The sequence below is a fragment of the Microcoleus sp. w2-18bC1 genome, assembly GCF_036700365.1.
GTDB lineage: Bacteria > Cyanobacteriota > Cyanobacteriia > Cyanobacteriales > Microcoleaceae > Microcoleus.
The window spans coordinates 77,232-100,939 of record NZ_JAUBOS010000004.1 but is presented as its reverse complement, the minus strand read 5'-3'; the positions used below and the strand labels follow the sequence as shown (position 1 = coordinate 100,939).

At 45.5% G+C, this 23,708-nt stretch carries 21 protein-coding genes and 1 pseudogene; 15 read left to right on the top strand and 7 right to left on the bottom strand.

The annotated features are described in order from the left end of the window. Positions 1-242 precede the first annotated feature (242 nt). Together QT979_RS04380 and QT979_RS04375 are read right to left on the bottom strand one after the other, a co-directional pair. Positions 243-631, bottom strand: a pseudogene (locus QT979_RS04380) (DUF4277 domain-containing protein); the annotation flags it as partial. Between the two features lie 492 nt (positions 632-1,123). Then, positions 1,124-2,038 (bottom strand): alpha/beta fold hydrolase, encoded by a 915-nt coding sequence (locus QT979_RS04375; RefSeq protein WP_333308369.1) that lies wholly within the window; start codon positions 2,036-2,038, stop codon positions 1,124-1,126. Between the two features lie 273 nt (positions 2,039-2,311). On the opposite strand from QT979_RS04375, the gene speB reads away from it, so the two are divergent. From speB to modA, 3 genes are all read left to right on the top strand, one after another. Then, positions 2,312-3,241 (top strand): agmatinase, encoded by a 930-nt coding sequence (gene speB / locus QT979_RS04370; RefSeq protein WP_333308367.1) that lies wholly within the window; start codon positions 2,312-2,314, stop codon positions 3,239-3,241. A 133-nt stretch (positions 3,242-3,374) separates the two neighbouring features. Then, a complete protein-coding gene (locus QT979_RS04365) occupies positions 3,375-3,932 on the top strand; it encodes a thioredoxin family protein (RefSeq protein WP_333308365.1) in 558 nt (185 codons plus the stop codon). A 134-nt stretch (positions 3,933-4,066) separates the two neighbouring features. Beyond that, positions 4,067-4,867: a molybdate ABC transporter substrate-binding protein gene (gene modA / locus QT979_RS04360; RefSeq protein ID WP_333308363.1), complete on the top strand. Its 801-nt coding sequence runs from the start codon at positions 4,067-4,069 to the stop codon at positions 4,865-4,867. Here modA and QT979_RS04355 read toward each other — a convergent pair whose 3' ends face one another. Beyond that, positions 4,868-5,077 carry a hypothetical protein gene (locus tag QT979_RS04355; RefSeq protein WP_333308446.1) on the bottom strand — a complete coding sequence of 70 codons (210 nt, stop codon included), beginning with the start codon at positions 5,075-5,077 and terminating at the stop codon, positions 4,868-4,870. Between QT979_RS04355 and modB the strand changes: the two genes are divergently transcribed. The 7 genes from modB to QT979_RS04320 all read left to right on the top strand — a co-directional run bounded on the left by modB (position 4,986) and on the right by QT979_RS04320 (position 13,134). Then, the gene (modB, locus tag QT979_RS04350) at positions 4,986-6,761 is read left to right on the top strand and encodes a molybdate ABC transporter permease subunit (RefSeq protein ID WP_333308440.1); all 1,776 of its coding nucleotides are present in this window, start codon (positions 4,986-4,988) and stop codon (positions 6,759-6,761) included. The two genes, QT979_RS04355 and modB, sit on opposite strands and share 92 nt — an antisense overlap. 90 nt (positions 6,762-6,851) lie before the next feature. Then, a complete protein-coding gene (gene msrB / locus QT979_RS04345) occupies positions 6,852-7,250 on the top strand; it encodes a peptide-methionine (R)-S-oxide reductase MsrB (RefSeq protein ID WP_333209004.1) in 399 nt (132 codons plus the stop codon). Between the two features lie 130 nt (positions 7,251-7,380). Beyond that, on the top strand, positions 7,381-8,109 hold the full coding sequence (pyrH, locus tag QT979_RS04340; protein ID WP_333076369.1) for a UMP kinase: 729 nt from the start codon (positions 7,381-7,383) through the stop codon (positions 8,107-8,109). Further along, positions 8,096-8,644, top strand: coding sequence for a ribosome recycling factor (gene frr / locus QT979_RS04335; protein ID WP_333209003.1), 549 nt, complete (start codon positions 8,096-8,098; stop codon positions 8,642-8,644). Before pyrH ends, frr begins: the two co-directional genes overlap by 14 nt. Positions 8,645-8,815: 171 nt before the next feature. Beyond that, complete coding sequence (locus tag QT979_RS04330; protein ID WP_333308360.1) at positions 8,816-9,121, top strand: hypothetical protein; 306 nt, start codon at positions 8,816-8,818, stop codon at positions 9,119-9,121. A 184-nt stretch (positions 9,122-9,305) separates the two neighbouring features. After that, positions 9,306-9,758, top strand: a complete 453-nt coding sequence (locus QT979_RS04325) for an NADAR family protein (protein ID WP_333308358.1) — start codon at positions 9,306-9,308, stop codon at positions 9,756-9,758. Positions 9,759-10,128: 370 nt separating this feature from the next. Beyond that, a complete protein-coding gene (locus tag QT979_RS04320) occupies positions 10,129-13,134 on the top strand; it encodes a GAF domain-containing protein (RefSeq protein WP_333308356.1) in 3,006 nt (1,001 codons plus the stop codon). A 156-nt stretch (positions 13,135-13,290) separates the two neighbouring features. Here QT979_RS04320 and QT979_RS04315 read toward each other — a convergent pair whose 3' ends face one another. The 3 genes from QT979_RS04315 to QT979_RS04305 form a co-directional block, all read right to left on the bottom strand. Beyond that, positions 13,291-14,067, bottom strand: a complete 777-nt coding sequence (locus QT979_RS04315) for a pentapeptide repeat-containing protein (RefSeq protein WP_333208995.1) — start codon at positions 14,065-14,067, stop codon at positions 13,291-13,293. Between the two features lie 259 nt (positions 14,068-14,326). Beyond that, positions 14,327-14,971 (bottom strand): pentapeptide repeat-containing protein, encoded by a 645-nt coding sequence (locus tag QT979_RS04310; protein WP_333208993.1) that lies wholly within the window; start codon positions 14,969-14,971, stop codon positions 14,327-14,329. Between the two features lie 529 nt (positions 14,972-15,500). Then, positions 15,501-15,623, bottom strand: a complete 123-nt coding sequence (locus tag QT979_RS04305) for a hypothetical protein (RefSeq protein WP_333208990.1) — start codon at positions 15,621-15,623, stop codon at positions 15,501-15,503. Between the two features lie 435 nt (positions 15,624-16,058). Between QT979_RS04305 and QT979_RS04300 the strand changes: the two genes are divergently transcribed. Further along, on the top strand, positions 16,059-16,496 hold the full coding sequence (locus tag QT979_RS04300; protein WP_333084315.1) for a helix-turn-helix domain-containing protein: 438 nt from the start codon (positions 16,059-16,061) through the stop codon (positions 16,494-16,496). A gap of 296 nt (positions 16,497-16,792) precedes the next feature. Here QT979_RS04300 and QT979_RS04295 read toward each other — a convergent pair whose 3' ends face one another. Then, positions 16,793-17,149 carry a metal-sensitive transcriptional regulator gene (locus tag QT979_RS04295; RefSeq protein ID WP_333084317.1) on the bottom strand — a complete coding sequence of 119 codons (357 nt, stop codon included), beginning with the start codon at positions 17,147-17,149 and terminating at the stop codon, positions 16,793-16,795. 179 nt (positions 17,150-17,328) lie between these two features. Between QT979_RS04295 and QT979_RS04290 the strand changes: the two genes are divergently transcribed. The 4 genes from QT979_RS04290 to QT979_RS04275 all read left to right on the top strand — a co-directional run bounded on the left by QT979_RS04290 (position 17,329) and on the right by QT979_RS04275 (position 23,706). Beyond that, a complete protein-coding gene (locus QT979_RS04290; protein WP_333308354.1) occupies positions 17,329-18,573 on the top strand; it encodes an HhoA/HhoB/HtrA family serine endopeptidase in 1,245 nt (414 codons plus the stop codon). 138 nt (positions 18,574-18,711) lie between these two features. Then, positions 18,712-19,362: an RNA ligase family protein gene (locus tag QT979_RS04285; protein WP_333308352.1), complete on the top strand. Its 651-nt coding sequence runs from the start codon at positions 18,712-18,714 to the stop codon at positions 19,360-19,362. A 153-nt stretch (positions 19,363-19,515) separates the two neighbouring features. Next, positions 19,516-21,924, top strand: coding sequence for an EF-hand domain-containing protein (locus QT979_RS04280; protein WP_333308350.1), 2,409 nt, complete (start codon positions 19,516-19,518; stop codon positions 21,922-21,924). Positions 21,925-22,005: 81 nt separating this feature from the next. Continuing rightward, on the top strand, positions 22,006-23,706 hold the full coding sequence (locus QT979_RS04275) for an AIPR family protein (RefSeq protein ID WP_333308348.1): 1,701 nt from the start codon (positions 22,006-22,008) through the stop codon (positions 23,704-23,706). The last annotated feature ends 2 nt before the right edge of the window (positions 23,707-23,708 follow it).

Below are 23,708 nucleotides of genomic sequence, written 5' to 3'. Positions count from 1 at the left end.
CCAGCATATGTCGCCAGCATTATGACCATGAGGCATCACTTCTGTATCTACATTACTTAAATGTCAATAAGTTTTTCCAATCAATTTTAGACTTAATTCACAACAAGAAATAATCAAGCCTACAGGTGAATGCCAATAAAATTACTATCGCAAACCGTTCAGATATCAAATTAAAAACTTATTGAATTCTTTGAATACAAACGGTATGAATAAATTGTACAATTGGGAATGTCCAGCGTAGAGTAAAATGAGCTTGAGTCTAGGTGAGATGTGTCGGTATTTATCGGGAATTTTTGAGCCACTGACAGGGCAAGGGTTGTGAATATTTCGGTAAGTTCGGCTTTTATAATTTATCTAATACTCTTCCTAAACGGTCATCATTCAGATGTGATGCTTGAATTCCTGACCCCAGTAAATGTTCTATTGCTTTCCCTTCAAAAAATTTAGAGAATAAGTATAGTCGGGCGGAGACCAACCCTAATCCATTGATAATTATGGCTTTGACTACCAGGTAGGGACTGACTATATTGCCCGGTTGTTTGCCTACTAATTCATTGATTTTTTGGACACTTCCTAGGTCATTAATTAGACCTGCTACTAAGCCTAGATGATCTAAGTTTTCTATTGTCATCTCAGATGCTTTCTGTATGGTCTGCTGAATTCTGATTTGAGCGTTGATCGCGATCGCAAGTTTACGCTATTCTTGGTGATGATTGACTATGCTTGCCATCGCAATTAACGCATTTTCGTCATCAATCAGGTAACAGTGAGGTAATAAACTTGGTTTGTGACGATCGCAATTTTAACCTACATCAGATTTAACTCACGCCCTCATGTCTATTATCAGGAATGCTTAACTAGGTGATGCCAGCGTGACCGAAATAATTGAGTATTTTTACTCACTATTGTCTGGGATGATTCACTTTTACCCCCTCAATCCGCGTATGTGCCAGTTGGGGATGCCGAATGTGGGGTGTAATATCACTTCCGGCTGCACTCCTTATAATACTGAGGACACGGCACTGCCGTATCCTAATTTCTTCTTCCTACTTCTTCCTTCGTGTTCTTCGCGCCTGGGCGGTTCAATCAAACCAATTCTTCCCGCACCAAAGGAGCAAATGCACTAATTTTCTGCAATTACCGATCGCTCTTTAATCCAATCGAGTAAAATAGGATTGACCAATTCCGGCGCTTCATCCTGGGGACAATGGCCCACTCCCTCCAAAGGAATAAACTTTTCAACAGCCGGAAACTTTGCCAATTCTCGCCCCAATGCGATCGGCTCCCAAGGGTCGTCCGTACCCCACAAAATCAAAGCCGGACAGCTTAAACGCGGCAACAAATCCTCCGGTAGCGGCCCTTGAGAATAACTGATAAAGGCCACAAATACTTCGACGGCGCCCCTGTCTTTAGCAGGTTCCAGCAGCATATTTACCAGTTCGTCGCTGACAGCTTCAGGACGGTGATAAGCTTGCAAAAGCACTTTTTTTACTGTTTTTGGCGTTGCTAATTGTTTAAAAAATAATTGACTTATCCACTTGACATTTAAAACTTTTTGTGCAATTGGCGCTCCAAAACTGCGATACCAAGGCAATTCGGCACGTTTGCGATCGTGCAGCAAGCGTAGGGAACAATTGAGTAAAATTACGCCCTCAGCAATATCGGGAAAATCCACTGCAGCTTGCATAATTGCCACACAGCCGATCGAATTTCCCACCAAAAAAGCCGGCCCGCCCGCAACTTCCCGACAAAAATCAGCAATTAGTTGTCCCCAAGTTTCAAAAGTATAGTCAATCTCAAGCTTGGGCGCGGGTTTAGCAGAACCGCCAAAACCGATGAGGTCGATCGCATAACAGCGACAATCAGCAGCCAGCGCCGGCAAATTCTTGCGCCAGTGGCCCCAAGACGCACCAAAACCGTGGACAAACACCACCGCAGGCCCCTGGGAACCCGCAGCCTGATAGCAAATCGGAAAGCCTTTCCACAGCCAAGTTTGAGGTGCAACAGCAGTTGACGAAGTGGGAGTAGAAGATGTCATACGATTTTAGATTTTAGATTTTAGATTTTAGATTGGGCATGGGGCATAGGGCATAGGGCATGGGGCATAGGGCATGGGGCATAGGGCATGGGGCATAGGGCATTGTCAACACTGCCAAGTGCCAACTGCCAACTGCCAACTGCCAACTGCCAACTGCCAACTGCCAACTGCCAACTGCCAACTGCCAACTGCCAACTGACTACTTTGCAGTTAGAGCCGATATTATGTCACGATTAAACCTGCTGACTTCTTTGCTGTATTAAAATTTCCCTTATGCCAACGATCGTTTCCACTGCTGTCGTACCGTTTCTGGGGTCAGAAATTGTACCAGACTACGACACCGCCAAAGTAGTAATCTTGCCAATTCCCTACGAAGCTACCACCACTTACCGCCGGGGGTGCGAAAACGGGCCCGCTAAACTTCTAGAAGCTTCTCATCAACTCGAGTGCTACGACGAAGAATTGGATGCCGAAGTTTGCTACGATGTCGGAATTTATACAAAAGAGCCGATCGCCGATACCCGCAACAGACAACCAGTTTCATCCTCAGAAATGCTGCAAGTAACCCAAGCAGCAGTCTACCAGCTAGTTACCGAAAATAAATTTGTCATCTCCCTCGGAGGCGAACACAGCATCACTGCCGGCGTTGTCGAAGGTTATCGCCAAGCATACCCAAACGAACCTTTCACAGTCGTGCAAATCGACGCCCACGGCGACTTGCGACACGAATACGAAGGCTCGATTCACAACCACGCCTGCGTGATGCGACGTGTTGTAGATATGGGCTTACCGACACTGCAAATCGGGATTCGCGCTATCTGCAAGGAAGAAGCCGACTTGATTAAAGCAAAACAGCTAAACGTGATTCGAGCCAGAGAAATCGCTACTCAACCGGATTGGGCCGATCGGGCAATTGCCAGCATAACAACTAAGCGAGTATTTTTGACGATCGACTTAGACGGCATCGATCCGACTTTAATTCCAGGGGTGGGAACACCCGAACCGGGCGGGTTAAATTGGTATTCCCTCACCGCATTTTTGCGTCGCATCTTCGAGTCCTACGAAGTAATCGGGTGTGACATTATGGAATTAGCACCTATTGTAGATTCTGTAGTCTCAGAATTTACCGCCGCCAAATTAGCATACAAACTTATTGGATACCAAGCTCTGGCTCAAGGCTGGTTAAAGCCAGACGAGGAATAAACCGCGAAGTAGGAATCACAATAGGCTGTTGGCAAGGCTAGAATTAAGCTAAAGCCAAACAACAGCCAATTTTATTCGTGCTGACAGTTTCATCTTTCATGCTGGCAAATACTGCTCTTCACCTCCTGAAAACATGAGTTTACTAATCGATACAACGGGTACTCCCATTAACGGCTACGCTCCCGATTTTGAACTGCCGGGAGTTGACGACGAAGTTCACCATTTAGCTCGATATTTAGAAAAATTTCGGGCAATCGCGGTGATATTTATGTGCAATCATTGCCCTTACGTGCAGTTGTATCTCAATCGTATGAAAGAACTTCAAGCAGATTTTCAAGATCGAGATGTTACTTTAATCGGGATTAATGCTAATGATGCAAACCAGTATCCCGACGACAGTTTTGAGAACATGAAAATTTTTGCCGCCAACAATCAACTCAACTTCCCGTATATCCGAGATGTTGCTCAAGATGTGGCTGAAAGTTTTGGGGCTTCTAAAACGCCGGAGGTTTTTTTGTTAGACCAAGACGGCAAACTGCGCTATAAAGGTTTAATTGACGACAACGCTGACGATTCGGCGGCGGTGCAGGTTTCTTATCTGCGAAGTGCGATCGACCAATTGCTCAACAGTCAACCAGTTGAGCCTTCAACTACAGAGGCGATAGGCTGTTCCGTCAAATGGCGATCGTAGTCATTAGTCAGCAGTCATCAGTCATTAGAAGATGATAATCCTGGACAAACAGCATTTACTTGTAAGGTGTGCGGGGCGCACCTTACTACTACAGATAGTGTAGATCGCCCAAGGGCAAATTATAATACAGACTTGTGGAAAGAAAACGCATTTTCAACCCGATAGTCGCAGCCGCTGTAGCGCTGACACTGCTGATTGCTTGGAACTTGTTTAAAAGCGTTTCCCCAACAACAGCAAAGCAGCCAACGTCCTTAACCCTATCCGCTGCTATCAGCCTCTCACCAGCTTTACAAGAACTCAAAACAGTTTATCAGCAAATAAATCCCAACGTTACTATTACTTATAATTTCGGTGCTTCCGGCGCCCTCGCACAGCAGATCCAGCAGGGAGCCCCGGTAGATGTATTTTTCAGCGCCGCTACAAAACAAATGAACGATTTGCAGCAATCTAACTTGTTAATTAACGACACGCGCCGCAATTTGCTGACAAATCGCCTAATTTTGATTACTCCCAAAAACGGTGTTGCTTTGAGCGATTTCAAACAGTTGATAGATGCCAGAATCAAGAAAATTGCGATCGGCGAACCGAAAAGCGTACCTGTGGGCCAATACGCTCAGGAAATGTTAACTAAGCTTGGATTGTGGCAGCAACTCCAGCCAAAATTAGTGCTAGCAAATAACGTCCGCCAAGTGCTGACATTCGTCGAAAGCGGTAACGTTGATGCTGGCATAGTTTATGGGACGGACGCCACAGCCTCCGACAAAGTAACTGTGCTGCTAACGGCTGCCGAAAATTTGCACTCGCCCATTGTTTATCCGCTGGCAGTTATTAAAAACAGCCGCAATCCCGCTGCGGCAAAAGCGTTTGTTGACTTTTTGGCGGGCGATCGGGCTAAAATAGTATTTCAGAAATACGGATTTGGCATAGTTCGATAACTAACTAATTAGGGATTTTTTACCGCTGATGAAAGCAGATAAGCGCTGATTGACGCTGATGTATTTATAGATGGAATTTGATATTTCTCCGCTCTGGATATCTCTAAAATCCTCCGCTATTGCGACATTTATCACCTTTTTTATGGGAATAGCCGCCGCCCGGTGGATGCTTTCAACTCGCATCAGAGGTAAAGCTTTGATTGAAGGCATTTTCATTTCTCCCTTAGTTTTGCCGCCGACAGTAGTGGGATTTTTGCTACTGCTGCTGTTTGGGAGAAATGGGGCGATCGGTCAATTATTGCTACAATTCGACTTAACTATAATTTTCACTTGGCAAGCCGCCGCCATTACTGCCACAGTTGTATCATTTCCCCTCATGTACAAAACTGCTTTGGGAGCTTTTGAGCAAATTGATGCCAATCTTCTCAACGCAGCCCGCACTTTGGGAGCATCGGAGTGGCAAGTTTTTTGGCGCATTATGTTGCCGCTAGCATGGCCGGGAATTTTAGCAGGAACTATTCTCGCATTTGCCCGCGCTTTGGGTGAATTCGGCGCGACGTTGATGTTAGCGGGGAATATTCCCGGACAAACTCAAACTATCCCGATGGCAATTTATTTTGCTGTGGAAGCTGGGGATATGAGGCAAGCTGCTATTTGGGTTTTGATTATTCTGAGTATTTCTTTGAGCGTGCTAACTGCTGTTAATTTTTGGATTGATTTACAAAGGATATCGCTCAAACCGAATTCGAGCCAAAGACTGCAATTAAATATTCCTAAATTCGCGTCTACTTTTACTACTACAAAATCCCAAAAACAACAACCGAAAAGCGGACTTTGTTTAAGCATTTTTAAACCTTTGTCCAGCTTTGCCTTGGATGTCGGCTTCGGTATCGGCACGGAAGTGCTCGGAGTTTTGGGCGCGTCGGGTTCCGGCAAAAGCATGACTCTGCGCTGCATCGCTGGTTTGGAAACTCCAATGAGCGGTAAAATTTCAGTCAATGGCAGGGTTTTGTTTGACTCAGCACAGGGTATTAATGTAGCTTCTAAAGACCGCCGCATCGGTTTTTTGTTTCAAAACTATGCTTTATTTCCTCACCTGACTGTTGCTCAAAATATTGCGTTTGGCTTGCAGCATTTATCTGAAAGCGAGCAAAAAATTCGGGTAAAAGAACAACTAATTTCGGTGCAAATGTCGGGACTGGAAAACCGCTACCCGCACGAACTTTCGGGGGGCCAACAGCAGCGGGTGGCTTTAGCTAGGGCGATCGCCCCTTCTCCAGAATTGCTACTGTTAGACGAACCGTTTTCTGCTTTGGATACTCATTTACGCAGTCAACTGGAACGGGAGTTAATGCAGACTCTGGCTAATTATCGGGGAATTACTTTGTTTGTGAGCCACAATTTAGAGGAAGTTTACCGGCTGTGCAAAAATCTGTTGGTGTTGGCGGAGGGAAAGCCGATCGCCTTTGATACCAAAGAGAACATTTTCGATCGCCCGCGCAACTTCACCGTCGCCCAGTTGACGGGCTGCAAGAATTTCTCAGCAGCTAAACCGATCTCCGTAACTCTCGTGGAGGCGATCGACTGGGGCTGTACTCTGACTGTAGTCGAACCAATTCCCAAATCTCTAGTTTCTGTGGGAATTCGGGCTCATCAACTGATTTTTGTTAGCGGGTGCGATCGTGAAAATACTTTTGCTTGTTGGATCGCCTCAACTGTGGAAACTCCGCACCGGGTGACATTATATCTCAAATTGCACTCGCCTCCCAATGATTCCCAAGATTATCACTTGCAAGCCGAAGTTTTCAAGGAAAAGTGGAGGACTATTAAGGACAATCCTTTTCCCTGGTATGTTCATTTGGAGCCAATTAGGTTAATATTAATGGAAGGCTGAGTTAACTAGCAATATACCGTTAACAGTCAACACTCAACAGTTAACAGTCAACACTCAACAGCTAAATCCCTCTTAACAAAACATCAAATCATGACTCAGAAAGTTCAAAAAACCGACGCAGAATGGCAACAACAACTCACGCCAGAACAATTTAAAGTCACCCGCAAAAAAGGAACGGAAAGAGCTTTTAGCGGCGAATATCACGACAACAAAAAAACCGGAATTTATAAGTGTATTTGCTGCGGCACTGAGCTATTTAAATCAGAAACCAAGTACGATTCCGGTACCGGTTGGCCGAGTTTCTACGCTCCAGTTAGCGAAGAAAATGTCAAGTGCGAGTCGGATAATACCTTGTTCATGCGCCGAACAGAGGTACTGTGCGCTGTTTGCGACGCTCATCTCGGTCACGTATTTAACGACGGCCCGAAACCTACGGGTCAGCGTTACTGCATGAATTCTGCTGCTCTTAATTTCGTCCCCAAGGATTAAATTTAGTCAACCGTTCTCAGTCAATTGCCCGGAACAGACTTTTGGGTCTGTTCCGGGCAATTGATGTTCAAAATGCACCCGTACTGCTATCTTATGGTGGAGGCAAAAAGAGTAAAAAAATAGTGGCGGCATGGGGATGGTATATCAGCGAGTTTTGCTGAAGCTCAGCGGTGAAGCGCTGATGGGCAGCTTGGGCTACGGCATCGATCCGATAGTCGTTCAGTCGATCGCCCAGGAAGTGGCCAAAGTCGTGTCCCAAGGCATTCAAATCGCGATTGTTGTCGGTGGCGGCAACATTTTTCGCGGGGTGAAAGCTGCTTCGGCAGGGATGGATCGGGCAACGGCTGATTATGTGGGCATGATTGCTACGGTGATGAATGCTATCACTTTGCAGGATGCTCTGGAACAAGCAGGAGTGCCAACGCGAGTGCAATCGGCGATCGCCATGCAAGAAGTAGCTGAACCCTACATCCGGCGGCGGGCAATTCGCCACCTAGAAAAAAAACGAGTAGTGATTTTTGGTGCCGGTTCTGGCAACCCTTTTTTTACTACTGATACTACAGCCGCTTTGCGGGCTGCTGAAATTGATGCAGAGGTGATTTTTAAAGCTACTAAGGTAGATGGGGTGTACGATTCCGACCCCCACCTCAACCCCAACGCGCGCAGGTATCAAACCCTCACCTATGCCCACGTCTTGAATCAAGATTTGCGGGTGATGGACAGTACGGCGATCGCCCTTTGCAAAGAAAATAATATTCCTATTATGGTATTTGACCTCTCGGTGTCGGGCAACATCTACCGAGCTGTAATGGGAGAATCTATTGGAACTCTTGTCGGAGGTTTTTGTGAAGTTAGCTGAATCAGAAGATCATATGCAAAAGGCAGTTGAGGCTACTCAACGGTCTTTTAATACTATTCGGACGGGACGGGCCAACGCCTCCCTCCTCGATCGAGTCATGGTAGACTACTACGGCTCTCCAACTCCGATCAAATCCCTTGCCAACATCGGCACCCCGGATGCGACTACGATCACCATTCAACCGTTCGATCGTACAGCGCTTACCTCGATCGAAAAAGCAATTTCCCTGTCCGATGTAGGACTCGTTCCCAACAACGACGGTTCAGTTATTCGCTTGAACATTCCGCCGCTGACGAGCGACAGACGCCAAGAATTTGTCAAAATGGCCAGTAAGTTTGCTGAAGAAGGTAAAGTTGCAATTCGCAATATCCGCCGCGATGCCGTTGACTCGATTCGCAAGCAGGAAAAAAGCAGCGATATCTCTAAAGATGAATCCCGCGACTTGCAAGATAAAATTCAAAAGCTGACGGACAAGTACATTGCCAAAATAGAAGAAGTTTTGGCAGCCAAAGAGAAAGATATCACGACTGTTTAGGGAATGGGAAATTGGGCAGGGGGAATAGGAAGAGTTTTGAGATTGCCGAGATACGGCCGCCAACAACGAGCAGACGCTTAATGATTTGTGAGTTGTGAGTTAAAAACTCAAGATTTAACACTCATTAACTTACCAATTCCTCCTGCCCCATGACCAATCACCCATTACCAGTTGTCCGCTGAAGGAATTCGTCCTGCCATTGTTAGCGGATTTAAGGTTGCTGAGGCGATCGATCGAGTTCTTGGAGCTGCCGACGACGCTAAGGAGCCGTACACTCAATCGATCGCCCAAGAATGGAACACTCATATGATTTGGGCCAGTCGCTTGGCTATAGCATTCTATCAGTTTACAGGAGCTGCTTACAGAGCGGGGGTCAAATTGCCGATGACTACTCAGTTGATGAGCAAAATTTTGTGTGGCGAACTGCGTTATGCCGATATCGCTAACCGCGCTCTTAAAAAGCTGATGCCGTTTTAGAACGAAGGAAGTTCGGCAACGGATTTAACGCATGGATTTTGAGGGAAGAAAGAAGAGAGAATCTTCTTAAATTCCAATTCCTTATTCTCAATTCCTCATTCCCAATAGCGGTAAGGTGCGCCCCTAAGCACCCTAGATAATTGGATTTTGCCTAAATCCTGTAAAATTTAAAATCTAAAATCAAATGATAATTTATTTTTATAAAGTAGAGGAGCCTTATGGCTGCTTTTCTAATTTTTCACTACACGACATTTCTCTGCACGGTCAATATTGGTTGACTGTGGAACATTACTATCAAGCCCAAAAATTTGTCAGCACAGATAAAAGATTAGTGGCGGCGATTCAAGCCGTAGCAACTCCTCAAGAAGCCGCTAAGTTAGGTCGCGATCCCAAGCACCGGATTCGTGCTGATTGGGAAGCAGTGAAAATTTCCATTATGCGCGAAGCAGTTTTAACTAAGTTTCTCACTCATACAGACATTCAAGCTATTCTTCTTGCCACAGGGGATCGAGTGATTGTCGAGGATTCGCCAACGGATTACTACTGGGGGTGTGGCTGCGACAGAACCGGTCAAAATCATTTGGGTAAAATTCTGATGAGCGTGCGCCAAGAAATTAATCAGGGCCAGGGGCGCTGAGAGAAACTCAAATTCTTTCGTTAATTATCATTATATGAAGTTATACAACAAATGTCAAGTTATCCTAACAATGAAGAATTTTCATAGTGAAAGTTTAAGATTGCGAGAATTTTATAAGAGCATTAAAATAATAATAATTATTTGCTTAACTCGCTCTGCCTGTTGAAGGCAAGGATTAAACTGGCGCGATCGCAGATTTTCCTTACGCCAGTGCGCCAGAGGCGATACACCGTCGTCTGTCTACGTTGCCCTAGCCATTAATTGTACAGATCGGTTGAGTCAAAAACTCAGGGTGAGGCATTTGAGTTTGAACGATCCAACAGCACATCAAAACTTCTTATTATCATTGTATAAGTACAAAAGGAGATTTATGCAACTCAGAGAAAATACGCAAGAATTACATTATAAACTAGACAGAGAAGTTTTGATACGGCGGATAACAGAACGCATCCGCCAATCTCTAGAATTAGAAGATATTTTAACCAGTACGGTAGCAGAAGTGCGGTCTTTTTTGAAAACAGATCGCATTATGATTTACAGGTTTAGTGCTGACGGCAGCGGAGAAGTTGTTGCTGAGTCAATTAATAACAACCATCTCCCTTCCTTGAAAGGGCTGCACTTTCCAGCAGACGACATTCCCGCGAGCGCCAGGGAAATGTATGTCACTTTGCGCCAGCGGACAATAATAGATGTTAACTCAGGGACGATCGTCCTGAGTCCCCTCGATGCTGCAGACACCGGTCAACCTTTAGTAAAGGAAGAGATGCACTACAGATCGCTCGATCCTTGCCACACAGCTTACCTGATGGCAATGGGAGTGCAATCTTCCTTAGTCGTGCCGATTTTGCACCGCAGGATCGCCTCGCCAAACAGCAAAACAGATATTTGCGAGGCCGCGACGTGTCTGACTCGATACGAGCCAGGAAATAATCAAAAAATTCACATCGAACTGTGGGGACTTTTAGTGTCTCACCACTCCGCGCCCCTCAATATTTCACCAGCAGATTTAGAAGTAGTTCAGCTCGTATCAGATCAATTATCTAGCGCTATAGCCCACGCGCTCCTCCTCGATCAAACCCGCTCTCAAGCCGCCCGCGAAGCTACCGTGAGCAGCATAGCAGCCCTGTTATATGGTCACGAAAACATTCAACTGCAACAGGGTTTAGAAGCCACCGTCACCGCTTTGGGCGGCAGCGGTGGCCGACTCTATCTCAACCCGCCGAAAATCAACGGTGAAAATTTATCCCCTCCCAATATTGAAGGAGGATTGCCAATTGCCCCGGCCCACAGTGATGCTACCTTTGAACTGTTCACCACAGGAGAACAACCGACACTTCCCAACTGGGAAAAAGTTAAGGCGCTCGAAGCTCACCTCCTCTGGCAGGAATGGCTAACCAAAGGATTTAAAAATCCTGAAGAACTTCCCAAAATTTCAATTTTTACTAACTGTCAATTCCCAGTTTTGATAATTACTGACTTATACAAAGAACCTCTATTTAGAGTTTTAGTTCCCGCTTTCCAATCTACTAAAATTAGGGGTTTGCTGGTAATTCCCCTCCACTACAAACAACAAGTAGTTGGCTGTTTGACCATTTTTCGTAATGCAATTGATACCGAAAAAATGTGGGCGGGGCGCTTTGACACCAGCGCTGCACAAACCCTTCCCCGACAATCCTTTGAAGTCTGGCGAGAAATAAAAAAAGGTCAGTCGCCCGAGTGGAAGTACGAGGAAATTGAGCAAGCTTTAGCTATAGGCAGCCAATTTTGTTCGGCAATTGGGCAGTACGTTCTTTATAAAGAAGTGCAGACCCTAAATGCCAACTTGGAGCGCCAAGTTCAAGAACGCACCGCCCAATTGCAAAAATCCTTGGACTTTGCCAAAGTATTGACTCGAGTTAGAGACCAGATTTGCAGCACCTTAGATTTAAAGATCATACTGCAAACTATTGTGCGAGAAGTCAGAGTTTTGTTGGATACCGATCGCACGGTAATCTACCAATTTGCGGCCGACAAACAGGGCGAGGTAGTTGTCGAAGCTGTTTGTGGCGAGTGGCGATCCATTTTAGGTATCACATCTCCAAAAGAATGCTTTCCCGAAGGCTCAGACTGCTTTTATCGAGCCGGACGGGTGCGAGCAATTAATGATATTTATACTGAGGATTTAACACCCTGTCACCGCGAATTTTTGGAAGAGTTGCAGGTGAGAGGAAGTTTAATTGTACCCATGAGAGGCAAAGATTCCCAATTGTGGGGGTTGCTGATTGCTCATGAGTGTTCGGGACCGAGAGTTTGGCACACAGCAGAACAGGAATTGCTGCAACATTTAGCGGCTCAAGCTGCGATCGCCATTCACCAAGCAGAACTTTATCAAGAAAGTCTCAATGCAGCAACTGCCGATCGATTAAAAGCCGAACAGCTAGCTAAAACAGTCACAGAATTGCACAATACCCAAGCCCAACTGATTCAAACCGAAAAAATGTCCAGTCTCGGACAACTCCTGGCCGGAGTCGCCCACGAAATCAATAACCCCGTTAACTTTATCTACGGCAATCTGTCCCACGCCAGCGAATACACCAAAGATTTACTCTGCTTGGTGGAACTCTACCGCCAGCACTACCCCAATCCCAACCCAGAAATTAGCGAGTGCTCCGAAGCAATCGACATCGAATTTCTTGCCGAAGATTTGCCAAAAATTTTGGGTTCCATGACAGTCGGAGTTGAGCGCATCCGCCAGTTAGTTGTATCTTTGCGTAATTTTTCCAGGAGCGATCAAGCCGAGAAAAAAGCCGTTGACATTCACGACGGCATTGACAGTACCCTGTTGATTTTGCAGCACCGGATCAAAGCCAATTCTGATCACAACACCGTAGAAATCATTAAAGAATACGGCAATTTGCCCTTAGTAGAATGCTATGCCAGCTCGCTCAATCAAGTATTTATGAATCTGATCGGTAATGCCCTTGACGCCCTAGAAATGGGAAAAAAAGAGCGAGTTATGAATCTTCCCTTGAAAGCGGCAAGTGCAGCAGCTACACATTTAAGCTCCCAAATACGGCCTATCGAGTCAGGAGATATAAATGCCACCACCGAGTGTTTGATTCCTGATTTCCCATCCCCTTGCATTCGGATTCGCACTGAATTAATCGATGAAAAAACGGTAGGAATTTGCATTGCCGACAATGGTCACGGCATCCCCAAAGAGTTAATCTCTCACATATTTAATCCATTTTTTACTACTAAACCCGTCGGTCGGGGCACGGGTTTAGGACTGTCTATCAGTTACCAAATTGTAGTTGAGAAACACCAAGGCGTACTTAAATGTGTTTCTGTACCCGGTCATGGTACAGAGTTCTGGATCGAGATTCCCCTGAATTAGGCAACCGTCAATCGATTTTAGATTTTAGATTTTAGATTTTAGATTTTAGAGGCGACCCCACGAATAAATGCGGGGGCTGGAGGATTTTCGATTTTCGATTTTGGATTGATTCCACGGATAAATCACGTGGCGGGTACCACCTTTGAAATTCGCTTGTCAAGGCAAGATTAGCTTCACCAGCACAGAACCGATCGAACCGAGAAGACTCATAAAGTCGCCGCGGCTGGAAGTGCGGGGTTCCGTAGGCTTTTGGCGTGCAACAATGGCTTCGCCTAACTGCTTTGACAACTCCTGACCTTGGGGATTTCCTTGATCTGCAAAGAGTTTGTTTGCTATTGCAGCGTCTTGAGTCGCGCCGGCGAAGTCTCCCAAGTCAGCGCGAGACATACTGCGCGCAAAATAAACGGCGGCTAAATCCGATTTCAGATTCAGCGCTTGATTGTAATAATCAATGGCGTTTCTGTAGTTTCCTGCTTGAGCTTCCAGCACTCCCAACCGGTAGAAGTCTTCAGCGGTGCCGATATTGGTTGGCATTCCTCTAACTCCGAGCAGTTGCGCGTTAGTTAAATTAGCGCCTTGCAAATTGGCGTCGCTGAGATAGGCACTTCTCAAGTCAGCACCGCTGAGGTTCGCACCGCTGAGGTTGGCCCCCGTCAGGTTGACGCCAAACAGGCTGGTGCCGCTGAGGTTGGCACCGCTGAGGTCAGCCCCGGTAAGGTTGGCTCGACTGAGGTTAGCCAACCTTAAGTCAGCACCTTTGAGATTGGCTCCGGTTAAATTGGCTAAAACCAAGCCCGCACTGCTGAGGTCGCAGTTGGGGCACTGTCGGGTGGCTAGTAATTGTTGCGTGTGTTGGATGTTCTCGGCGGGTGCAGGAGCGATCGGGGCGATCGCGCTCAGCAGCGTTGCAGCAGCGAGGATTCTGAGTTTCATTTTAACCGTCCCAAATCCAAAATATTAAATCTAAAATAGCTTTTCTCGAAGCAATTGAAAATCACCATAACACAAGTTCACCCAACAAATCTTTGACTTGGCGTATGTAGGAGTTCTGTGCGCCATCAGCACCCTACATTGAAGTTCTCGGCCTTACCTTAGTGTCAAATAAAGATTTCGCTGCCAATAAATTAGGGTAATGAAAAGCTCATTACCCTTTAGCCGCTGTTCTCGGCAACCATAAAAATTAACAAATAAATTAGTCGTGAATCGTGCCGTCGGGCATCGTTGTACCCTTAAGATATACTCCGCTCAGGTTGACTTTTGTAAGGTTTGCTCCCAACAGGTTTGCTCCGCTTAAGTCTGACGCACTTAAAATCGCTTCAGTCAAGTCTGCCCTAATTAGACTCGCCCCCATTAAGTCGGCTCCGCTAAGGTCTACTTTACTCAAGTTTGCGCCAATTAAATCGCATTCTGTGAGCACCGCCCTACGCAAGTTTACTCCGTAAAGATTTACTCCGTGCAAGTCTGCACGGCCGAGTGTTGCGCGAGATATGTTGGCTCCAATTAATGTTGCTTGGATCAGGGAAGCTCCGCTCAAGTCTGCTTTGCTGAGATTTGCTCCCATCAACTCAGCTCGATTCAGGTTAGCTTCAAGTAAAAGTGCTTCTGTGAGGTCGGCTCCACCTAAGTCTGCTTTGCTCAAATTAATTTTGCACAAATTGGCTTTGCCAAAGTTGACTCTGTTGAGTTTGGCTTTGCTGAGATTGGCTCCAATCAGGTCGGCTTCATACAGATTGGCTCCAATCAATTCTGCTTCGTAGAGGTAGACCTCGTGCAGGTAGACCCCGCTAAAATTTCTTTCTCCTATTGCGTATAGCTTGAGCAGTTCGTCAACGTTCATTGTGGCTTCTCTACACCTTTTAAATGAAGAATACTGTCAGCAAGCTGGTTGCACCGGATGTTCTGCAATTTTAGATTCTGAAATATTCACACCCTGGGTGAAACTTCCCTCAATCTGCAAGGTTTGAGTATAAATTAGATGGTTTGGTGAGGGTGAAGGACAAAGCTGCATTCTCTTTTCCCTTTGGTTACCAATTAAAATTTAAAAATTTTAACAACAAGTTTGATCGCACTTCCTAACTAAAGCCCAAAGATTCTACGTGGAAACTCCGATCCCAGCCATAACTTTTTATGGGTAGTTGAGCTTACTGAGTAAGCGTGTGACCTAGATCACAAAAAAAAGCTAGTAGTATCACATAGAAACTTTGCTTTCGATCACAGCAGGCGGGCAAAAATAGCCCATACTTATACTGTAATGCTGATAAATTGACAATGCCACCCTTGTCGTGTTTTACTAAATTGGCGATAAAGCCAGTAGTTTCACGGATACTTGCCCGCGGCAAGAAAGTCGGTTGCAAGGTCACTCGGCGCTACGCGCTCTGACCGATGAGAGTGCTGAGATCTAAGGATTTTTCGCACAGCGAAAGCCAAAAATGTACTTCGGGGGCGAGGGAAATGTCTGTAGAAAAATGCGATCGCTGGTGTACAGACATTCCCCTGTTTGCTAGCACCTAATGGCTAAAAATCGCTTATACGTTCGCAAAAAATACCAATAAATACCAGGAAAACCATGATAAATGTTTAACAATAAGAGAATAAATGGTATTCCTTAAGAGTCACCTATTGCCGGTAATGTTACAGTCGAGCGGTTCACTGCTATCACTATTAGCAATGACGCTTGTCCATCAAATACAAAAATGATCCAGAAACCGGGTTTTTTACCCAAAAAAATCATGGCAACCTTGCTCCAGGTTAAAATAATCCGGTTTCTGAGCGTCTGACTGCCTCCAGGAAGGAAAAAGTTTAATGAGAACGATCGCTTTTGTATTGCTTCAGGGCAAACAAAAGGTCAGCATTTAGGATAGGAGCAGCTTTCGCTCCCTTGTCAAACAAAGGTATTGTAGAACGCGAATCGTGAGGTAATTGATATGGCTGGAGTATGTAAACTTAGCATCACAGAGACAAGTGAAGAGCTAAAAAACCTGTTAACTGAACAAAAAACGGCAAGCGGCTTTCAAAAAATTCAAGCACTTTACCTGTTCAAAATTTGTCATGTTAAGACAGTTAAAGAATTGGCAATGACCATTGGGGTAAATCGAATTACAGTGCAGCGGTGGCTGAGAAAGTACAGATCTGATGGACTAGAAGGACTCCTCGAAACAAAGCACAGCGGCGGCCGCAAGCCGGCCATTCCTCCGCTGGCACGCGCTAGTTTGGCAATGCGCCTCAGCGACCCCCATAAAGGCTTTAAAAGCTATGGAGAAATTCAAGAGTGGTTGCAGCAGGAATATAGCATCGAGGCTTCCTATAAAGCCGTTTACGCAACAGTCAGATACCAGCTCAAAGCTAAGCTGACGAAAGTCTAGACTGTTCATACCACGTAGGATTAAGCACCGATTATCTAATTGTTTGCCGTCAGCTTTTGAAGATTTTGAGGAGTTGCGTCATCACGACAAACCGGACTAATTCTTTTTTAACAAAACTCGCTCTCATAAACTGCGGAGCATATAAATTGTATGTTGTGGCAATGGGGTGAAGGGGAGAAGATTTGATGCTTTTCCCGCGTTTGTGAAAGATGCTTAAAAAATTGGTTAGAAAGCATAACTTGCAAGTTTTGTCTAATTTGCAAGTTTTGTTATATGGATGGAAAAATTGGCAGTGGCTAAGGCAAAAACCGATCCAAAGCCGCTTTCAATTCTTCGATTTCCGTATCGATATTACCTTCTTTAGCGGCTCGGGCAATGCACTCGGTTAAGTGTTCGTCAAGAATGATTCTCGCTACGCGATCGAGCGCGCCTCGCACCGCAGCAACTTGCACCAGAACTTCGGGACAGGGACGGTTTTCTTGAACCATTGTTTTAATGCCGCGGACGTGCCCCTCAATCCGAGACAAGCGATTTACCAGCCGTCGCATCGATTCTTCATCGTGATGGTGAGGGTGGACTGATTGATCGTCGTGATGGTGGTGGTGGGAATTTGAGGGCAAGGATTTGTCAGTAGAAGTATCAGATATAATCATTGGGGTTACGAGAGAAATTTTTAAAAGTTAGAATTCAGAATATGTTGAGTTGGTGCGGGCTCGTGACTCATGTATTGTAACTGTCTAAATACATTTAGGATCTTCATAATGGCAGATTATTGAGTCCGCACGATCGCACACCTTTACCAGACTAACCCAGACTAACAAAGATTGACGCTATGCGACTATTTAAGTTTTTTCGGCCCGCACCTCGAATCGGTGCTCGTTGGTTCGCCCTAATTTTAGGAATGACGATCGCCCTGAGTGCGTTAACAATCAATGCTGCACCCGCTGTCGCCGCTGATGGCACAAATCCGCCCAACTTACAGTTTCAGAGTTCCCCGGCCACTCCCCGGAATCCGCAACCGTTAGCGCTGCGGAGCTCGGAACTCCCGGCGGATACTGGCAGTTTTGTGACGGCGGCTGTCGATCGAGTCGGGCCAGCAGTTGTTCGTATTGATACCGAGCGCACTGTCAGTCGCAACCTCGACCCTTTAATGGAAGACCCCTTCTTCCGCAGATTTTTGGGAGAAGATTTACGGAGCATGACCCCCAGACAAGAACGCTTACGCGGTCAAGGTTCGGGCTTCATCATCGACAAAAGCGGGATTGTTTTAACCAACGCTCACGTAGTTGACAAAGCCGATCGAGTGACTGTCACCTTAAACGACGGCAGGACATTTCCAGGAGAAGTGCAAGGTACTGACGAAGTAACAGATTTGGCTGTTGTCAAAATTAATACTAAGCAATTAGACTTGCCGACTGCCATCTTGGGAGATTCCGACGCGGTGAAAGTGGGAGATTGGGCGATCGCCGTGGGCAACCCCCTCGGATTTGACAACACCGTCACCTTGGGCATTATCAGCACCCTCAAACGCTCTAGTGCAGCCGTCGGCATTCCCGACAAGCGCCTTGATTTCATTCAAACCGACGCCGCCATCAATCCCGGCAATTCCGGCGGCCCCCTGTTAAATAGCAGAGGAGAAGTGATTGGCATCAACACGGCGATTCGAGCCGACGCAATGGGTATTGGCTTTGCGATTCCGATCGCCAAAGCCAAGGCCATCTACGCGCAGTTAGCCAAGGGAGAACAAGTCAGCCATCCGTTTTTGGGGATTCAGATGATTGCTTTGACTCCTGAAATGGCTAGAGAGAATAATTCTGACCCCAATGCTCCTTTGATTGTCCCGGAAGTTAACGGAGTGTTAGTGATGCGAGTTGTGCCAAATACGCCTGCTGAGAAAGCAGGGATTCGCAAAGGGGATGTGATAGTTCAAATTGACGGTGAGGGAGTGACTGAGGCCGAACAGTTGCAAAGTTTGGTGGACAACAGTGAAATCGGTCAAATTCTAAAACTGAAGGTGCGCCGCGGTGCCCAGATTAAAGAAGTCGCCGTTCAAACTGCTCAATTGCAAGATTTTTAGAAGTGAAGAGGAAGGGGTAAAACTGTTAAAAAACCTTTCCTTCTTCCTTCTTCCTTCTTCCCTCGGACTGACATCCGTTACATCCGTTACATCCGTTACATCCGTTACACAATCCGTTGCCGAACTTCCTTCCTCTATATGACACGAGTTCAACTTGCCTATCCCAAAATTCCAGATAGTAAAAATTGCCCTAACGAACAATGTGTAGCTTTTGAGAAGTACGATGGCACTAATTTGCATTGGGTTTGGGAAGTTGAACTGGGTTGGTATGCTTTTGGTACGCGCCGCAGTAGATTTGATTTGGATGAGATGGGAATTGCAGAATTTAATGCTGCACATCCAGGTTTAGAAGAAGCACCGGAAATATTTAAAAGAGACTTTGCTAGTCCCTTAGAGTCTATATTTCGAGATAACGAACAGTATCACTGCCCTGAAATTACTGTGTTTACAGAGTTTTTTGGTGCTAGCTCGTTTGCGGGAATGCACCAAAAGGACGATCGCAAACAATTGGTGCTTTTTGATGTGGAAACCGATCGCGGTATGGTTGTTCCCGATCGGTTTATTCAGGATTTTGGTAAATTAAATATTGCGCGAGTGATTTATCGTGGCAAACTGACGGGCAAGTTTATGGATGATATTCGCCAGGGTAAATACGGTGTGGATGAAGGTGTTGTGTGCAAGGGAGGCCGCAATGCTAATAATCTGTGGATGGTGAAGATTAAGACTGATGCGTATATGCAGAGATTGCAGCAAGCTTTTAAGGATGATTGGGAAAATTACTGGGAGTAATATAAAACTGATAGATATACTGTCACAAGCCAAAGTGGGAGATATCGGCAACCCCCTTGGATTTGAGGATACCGTTGCGTAAGTCATCAGGAATTAAAGTATATTGGTCATAATCAATAGACATAAAATAAAAAACTCAGGGAAAATTTAGTTATGACATCTGTGCAGCTTGAAAAAAAAGCCATGACTGAAGAAGATGTGGCAAAGTTATGGGAAGCGTTCCAAGTATTTGACGCGGACGGGAGCGGTGCTGTCTCATCAGAAGAACTGGGTCAAGTAATGCGATCGCTAGGCCAGAGTCCTAACGAAACCGAGCTGCGTGACATGATCAAAGAAGTGGACGTAGACTTGTCGGGCAGTATAGATTTTGATGAATTCAAAATGCTGATGGTGTCCCAGCAGGGCGATCGCCAGAGTCGTCTCAAAATGGCATTTAGTGTATTTGATGAGGATGGCAGCGGTCAAATCACTAAAAACGAGCTGCAGGGTGTGATGAGCCAGTTTGGGCTGACAGAGCAAGAACTCGATGAGATCATCAAAGAGGTAGATCATGACGGCGATGCCTCAATAGACTTTAAGGAATTCTGCAAACTGGTACCGGATGAGTCAGAGATCACAACAGGATATCAAGACTCGCCGGTTCCGGTTGTCAGTACACAGACAACCGAGATTTCAGACAGTACAGCGGCTGCGATCGCAACTACAGCAACTGCTATCAATGAGGCAGCTTCTGCCACTATTGAACCTAATCTAGAAGAAGCACCCACCGATAGCAATCCAGAAATAGCGCGGCTAAAAGAACTACTCGCCCAACACCCACAAGCTGAGAAGAAGCGCGGTACGTCCCGCTTGCAGATGCAGATTGGTTTGTTTCGTCTGATCCAGGGAGCAGCCTACCGCTGCTTCCGCGAGAGTTTCTCTGCCAACCACGAGACTCACCTGCGCGTGAGAAACTTGCCATACAGAATCGCTGATTTTGTGCAATTTGTCAGGAGTGCGATCGGGCTTTATAAAGGATTAGGTGTAGTAGAGTCGGCGTGCAACCCTTTATTGGATGCAGTAGTTAAATCGCTCGAAGATGAATATGCCCGACTACAAGATCGCATCAAAAACTGGAAGACTATAGAAAAAACTCCAGAAATGTTGGCAGAACAAAAAGCCATGTTGGAGGCGCGAGGTAAGTCTGCAACAGCCAAGGAAAAGTTTGCTGCAGGAGTCGAGTTTGCCATCACCATCAAGAAGAAGAGTCTCAACTTGCGTGACATCGCGGAGGGTGTGCTGGCAATCAACGAACTCAACCGATTGAGAAAAATGGAACTGAGTGAGGAAATGGCACCGCCACCAGCCAAATCTGAAGGAGATCCAAAAGAGTACCTGAAGAAGTGGAACCGCGTCATTCTCTCGGATGCCTCAGAAGAAATCGATGGTGCGATGATGCCAGTGGCATATTGGTATGAGGACTTTATGCCGAAGCTGCTAGCGGCCTTCAGCGTCAGCACAGCAGCAGACATCCCCTTGAATACGGTGGCTGACGAAGCAGCTTTAAACCAGTGGTACGAAGCCACTAAAACGTCAGGGGAATTTGGACGTTATGGGGCGGATGTTGCAGAAGGCTTTCCCAAATGCGCTCCAAAACAGAAGCTGATGCTTCAACAGGCATGGCGCTTGACGCACAACTACCTGAATGGGGTACAGAAACGGCGGGAACGCTTGGAGTTTGGGCGCGAGTCGGGCGAACTCTCGCAATATGTATCGTTCATTGACGTTTATATCGATCGCAGTGAAATAAAGAATTCACAAATGCGCGTCAGCTTCCCTTACTATATTGGCCCTGCGGTGTGGCGTTTCTTCCACACTACGGCTGAAATCGTCTCTACCAAGACCCCCCAACAGCAAAAAACTCTGGTGGCAATCTTCAAGGACTTTTTCAAGCTGTTTGCCACTATGTATCCCTGCCCCTACTGCCGCCACCACCTCAACGCCTACGTCGTGCAGAATAAAGAGGTGGAAATGTACCCTGTGGAGTACCTCGTGCTTGGGCGCGATCCGCGTCTGAATAACTTTGAGGTATCAATGGAGGCGAAGTTGTCCACCGTAGTAGATGGCGATTCCCTGCGCTTATTCTTCTGGAAGTTGCACAATACTGTCTCCTCATCAATTGCGCGATCGGAGGAGTGGTATCACAAGGATGAGAAAGCATTTTATACCACTCGTTATTGGCCCAGCATTGACTCTGAGCTAGCACGAGCCAACGCGCTCAAACACATTAGCATTGCGACCGATCGGATGTACCGCCTCTACGGTATGCTCAAGCCCGCGGCACGACTGACAGGGGTGAGAGCAACTTTGCAAAAGCTGTTGGATAAGCGCGATGAGGAAGGCATCAAGGAGGCCTGCTTAGTTGCCCAAGATTACATCAAGGAGTTGGAGGAGGCGATCGTCACCGGACAATTCCTACAAGAGACATATTACTTTGACCCTGACCTTGTGGATCAAGCTCCTGTCTTTAGTCCTGAAGAAGAGGAGTTTGCTCGAAGCGGTGTTTTCGTAGAGGTTGCTTAAATATCAGTCAGTAAAAAGTTAAGTTTTTAAGCTTAACTTTTTACCGCTCCTAGAAAAAATTAAAATATTAATGATCGCTCAATGCCTAAGCCGAATACCCATGCCAAAAAGACTCAAATCATTGAGGTACTAAAGCAGGATTATTTTCAAATGACCGCGCAGCTTCAGAGGAACTGGACACCAGAGCAACATGAAAAAAATCGATTGAGTCGTTCTTTGGCTGCATTTGCGATCGCCAATCTTGCCGATCTTACCCCTGCTCAAGCGGCTAACTCAATTGTCAATGGGGAAAATGACAATGGGATTGATGCCATTTATTTCGATCGGATGAAAAATTTGCTTTTGTTGGTGCAGGCTAAGGCTGGGAATGCTCCAAATATGGGTGATAATAAAAAATTTTGTGATGGGATTAGAGATTTAGTCCATCAACGTTTTCAGAAATTTAATGATGGCTTTGCGCGGTTGCAGCAAGATGTTGAAGATGCTTTAAATACTAACGGGGTAAAAATAGTTGGCTGTAATATATATCTTGATGAAAGCCTGAGTTCTCATGTGATTACGGATCTTGATCAGTTAAAAAGTGAACTGAATCAGTTCGATCAACGTTTTGAATGGCAAGATTTAAATATTAGCATAACACATGGTTGGTTGACAGCAAAACAAGCGATTGCCCCTGTTGATGTAGTCTTGACCTTGGAAAACTGGCATTGTTTAGATCAGCCGCGTAGGGCATTTTATGGATTGGTTAAGGCTTCAGAACTTGCATCTTTATATCAACAGCATAATAAGTCGCTTTTTGAGAAAAATATCCGTTATTATCTAGGTGCAGAAAATGTTAACTTAGCGATTGCGGAAACTGTCAAAGATCAACCATCTGAACTATTTTATCTCAACAATGGTCTGACCATTACTTGTTCGGTAATTAGTCTGCCATCAGGACATAAACAGGAATCAACTCAATTTACTTTAAAAGATTTTTCCGTCGTAAATGGCGCGCAAACGGTAGGAGCAATCGCTTCTGTTTATCAGGCTAGTGGCTCAATATCTGGTGATGCAAAGTTATTAGTTACAATTATTGAAGTGGGGACGGAGACTGATAATATTGGCGAAAAAATTACTGGGGCAAGAAATACGCAAAATGCTGTGCGCGATGTTTATTTTGCCGCGTTAGATTCCAATCAAGAACGTTTGCGACAGGAATGTATGGTATCGAATATTGTTTATGAATATCGACCATCGGCGGAGCGGAGTCAGGATGCGATTACGATTGAACAGGCGGCCGTTGCCCTTGCTTGTTTTAGCGGTGATACGGAAATAGTGGTTGCAGCCAAGAGAGAAATTAGTCAGCTTTATAAGCGTTATTATGATATATTGTTTAGTGATGGGCTTTCAGGAGTTACGCTGTGTCGTTATGTGCGAATATTTCAATATCTGGAGGAAATTTTTTTGGCTTCAGAAAATGCTGCAACAGGTCAACAAAAGAAGTTTTATAAGCATGGTATATTTTTTATTCTGGATATTCTTGGAAGACGCTATAAAGCTTTGCTGAATAAGCATGAACTTAATTTATCTGAGGATGATAAAATGCAATTTTCACGAATTGGGTTAGAGCTTGCTGAAATTGTTTACACTGTTGCTGAATCTCGATTTGCTAGTGATAATAAGGGATATCTTGCTATTTTTAGGAATATCACAGATGTTAAGCCTTTAACGAGTGAAGTGATGCAGGAGTTAGATCGCAGGGATGCTCTGGCTATAAATCCGAATATACCTACAGTTTAACT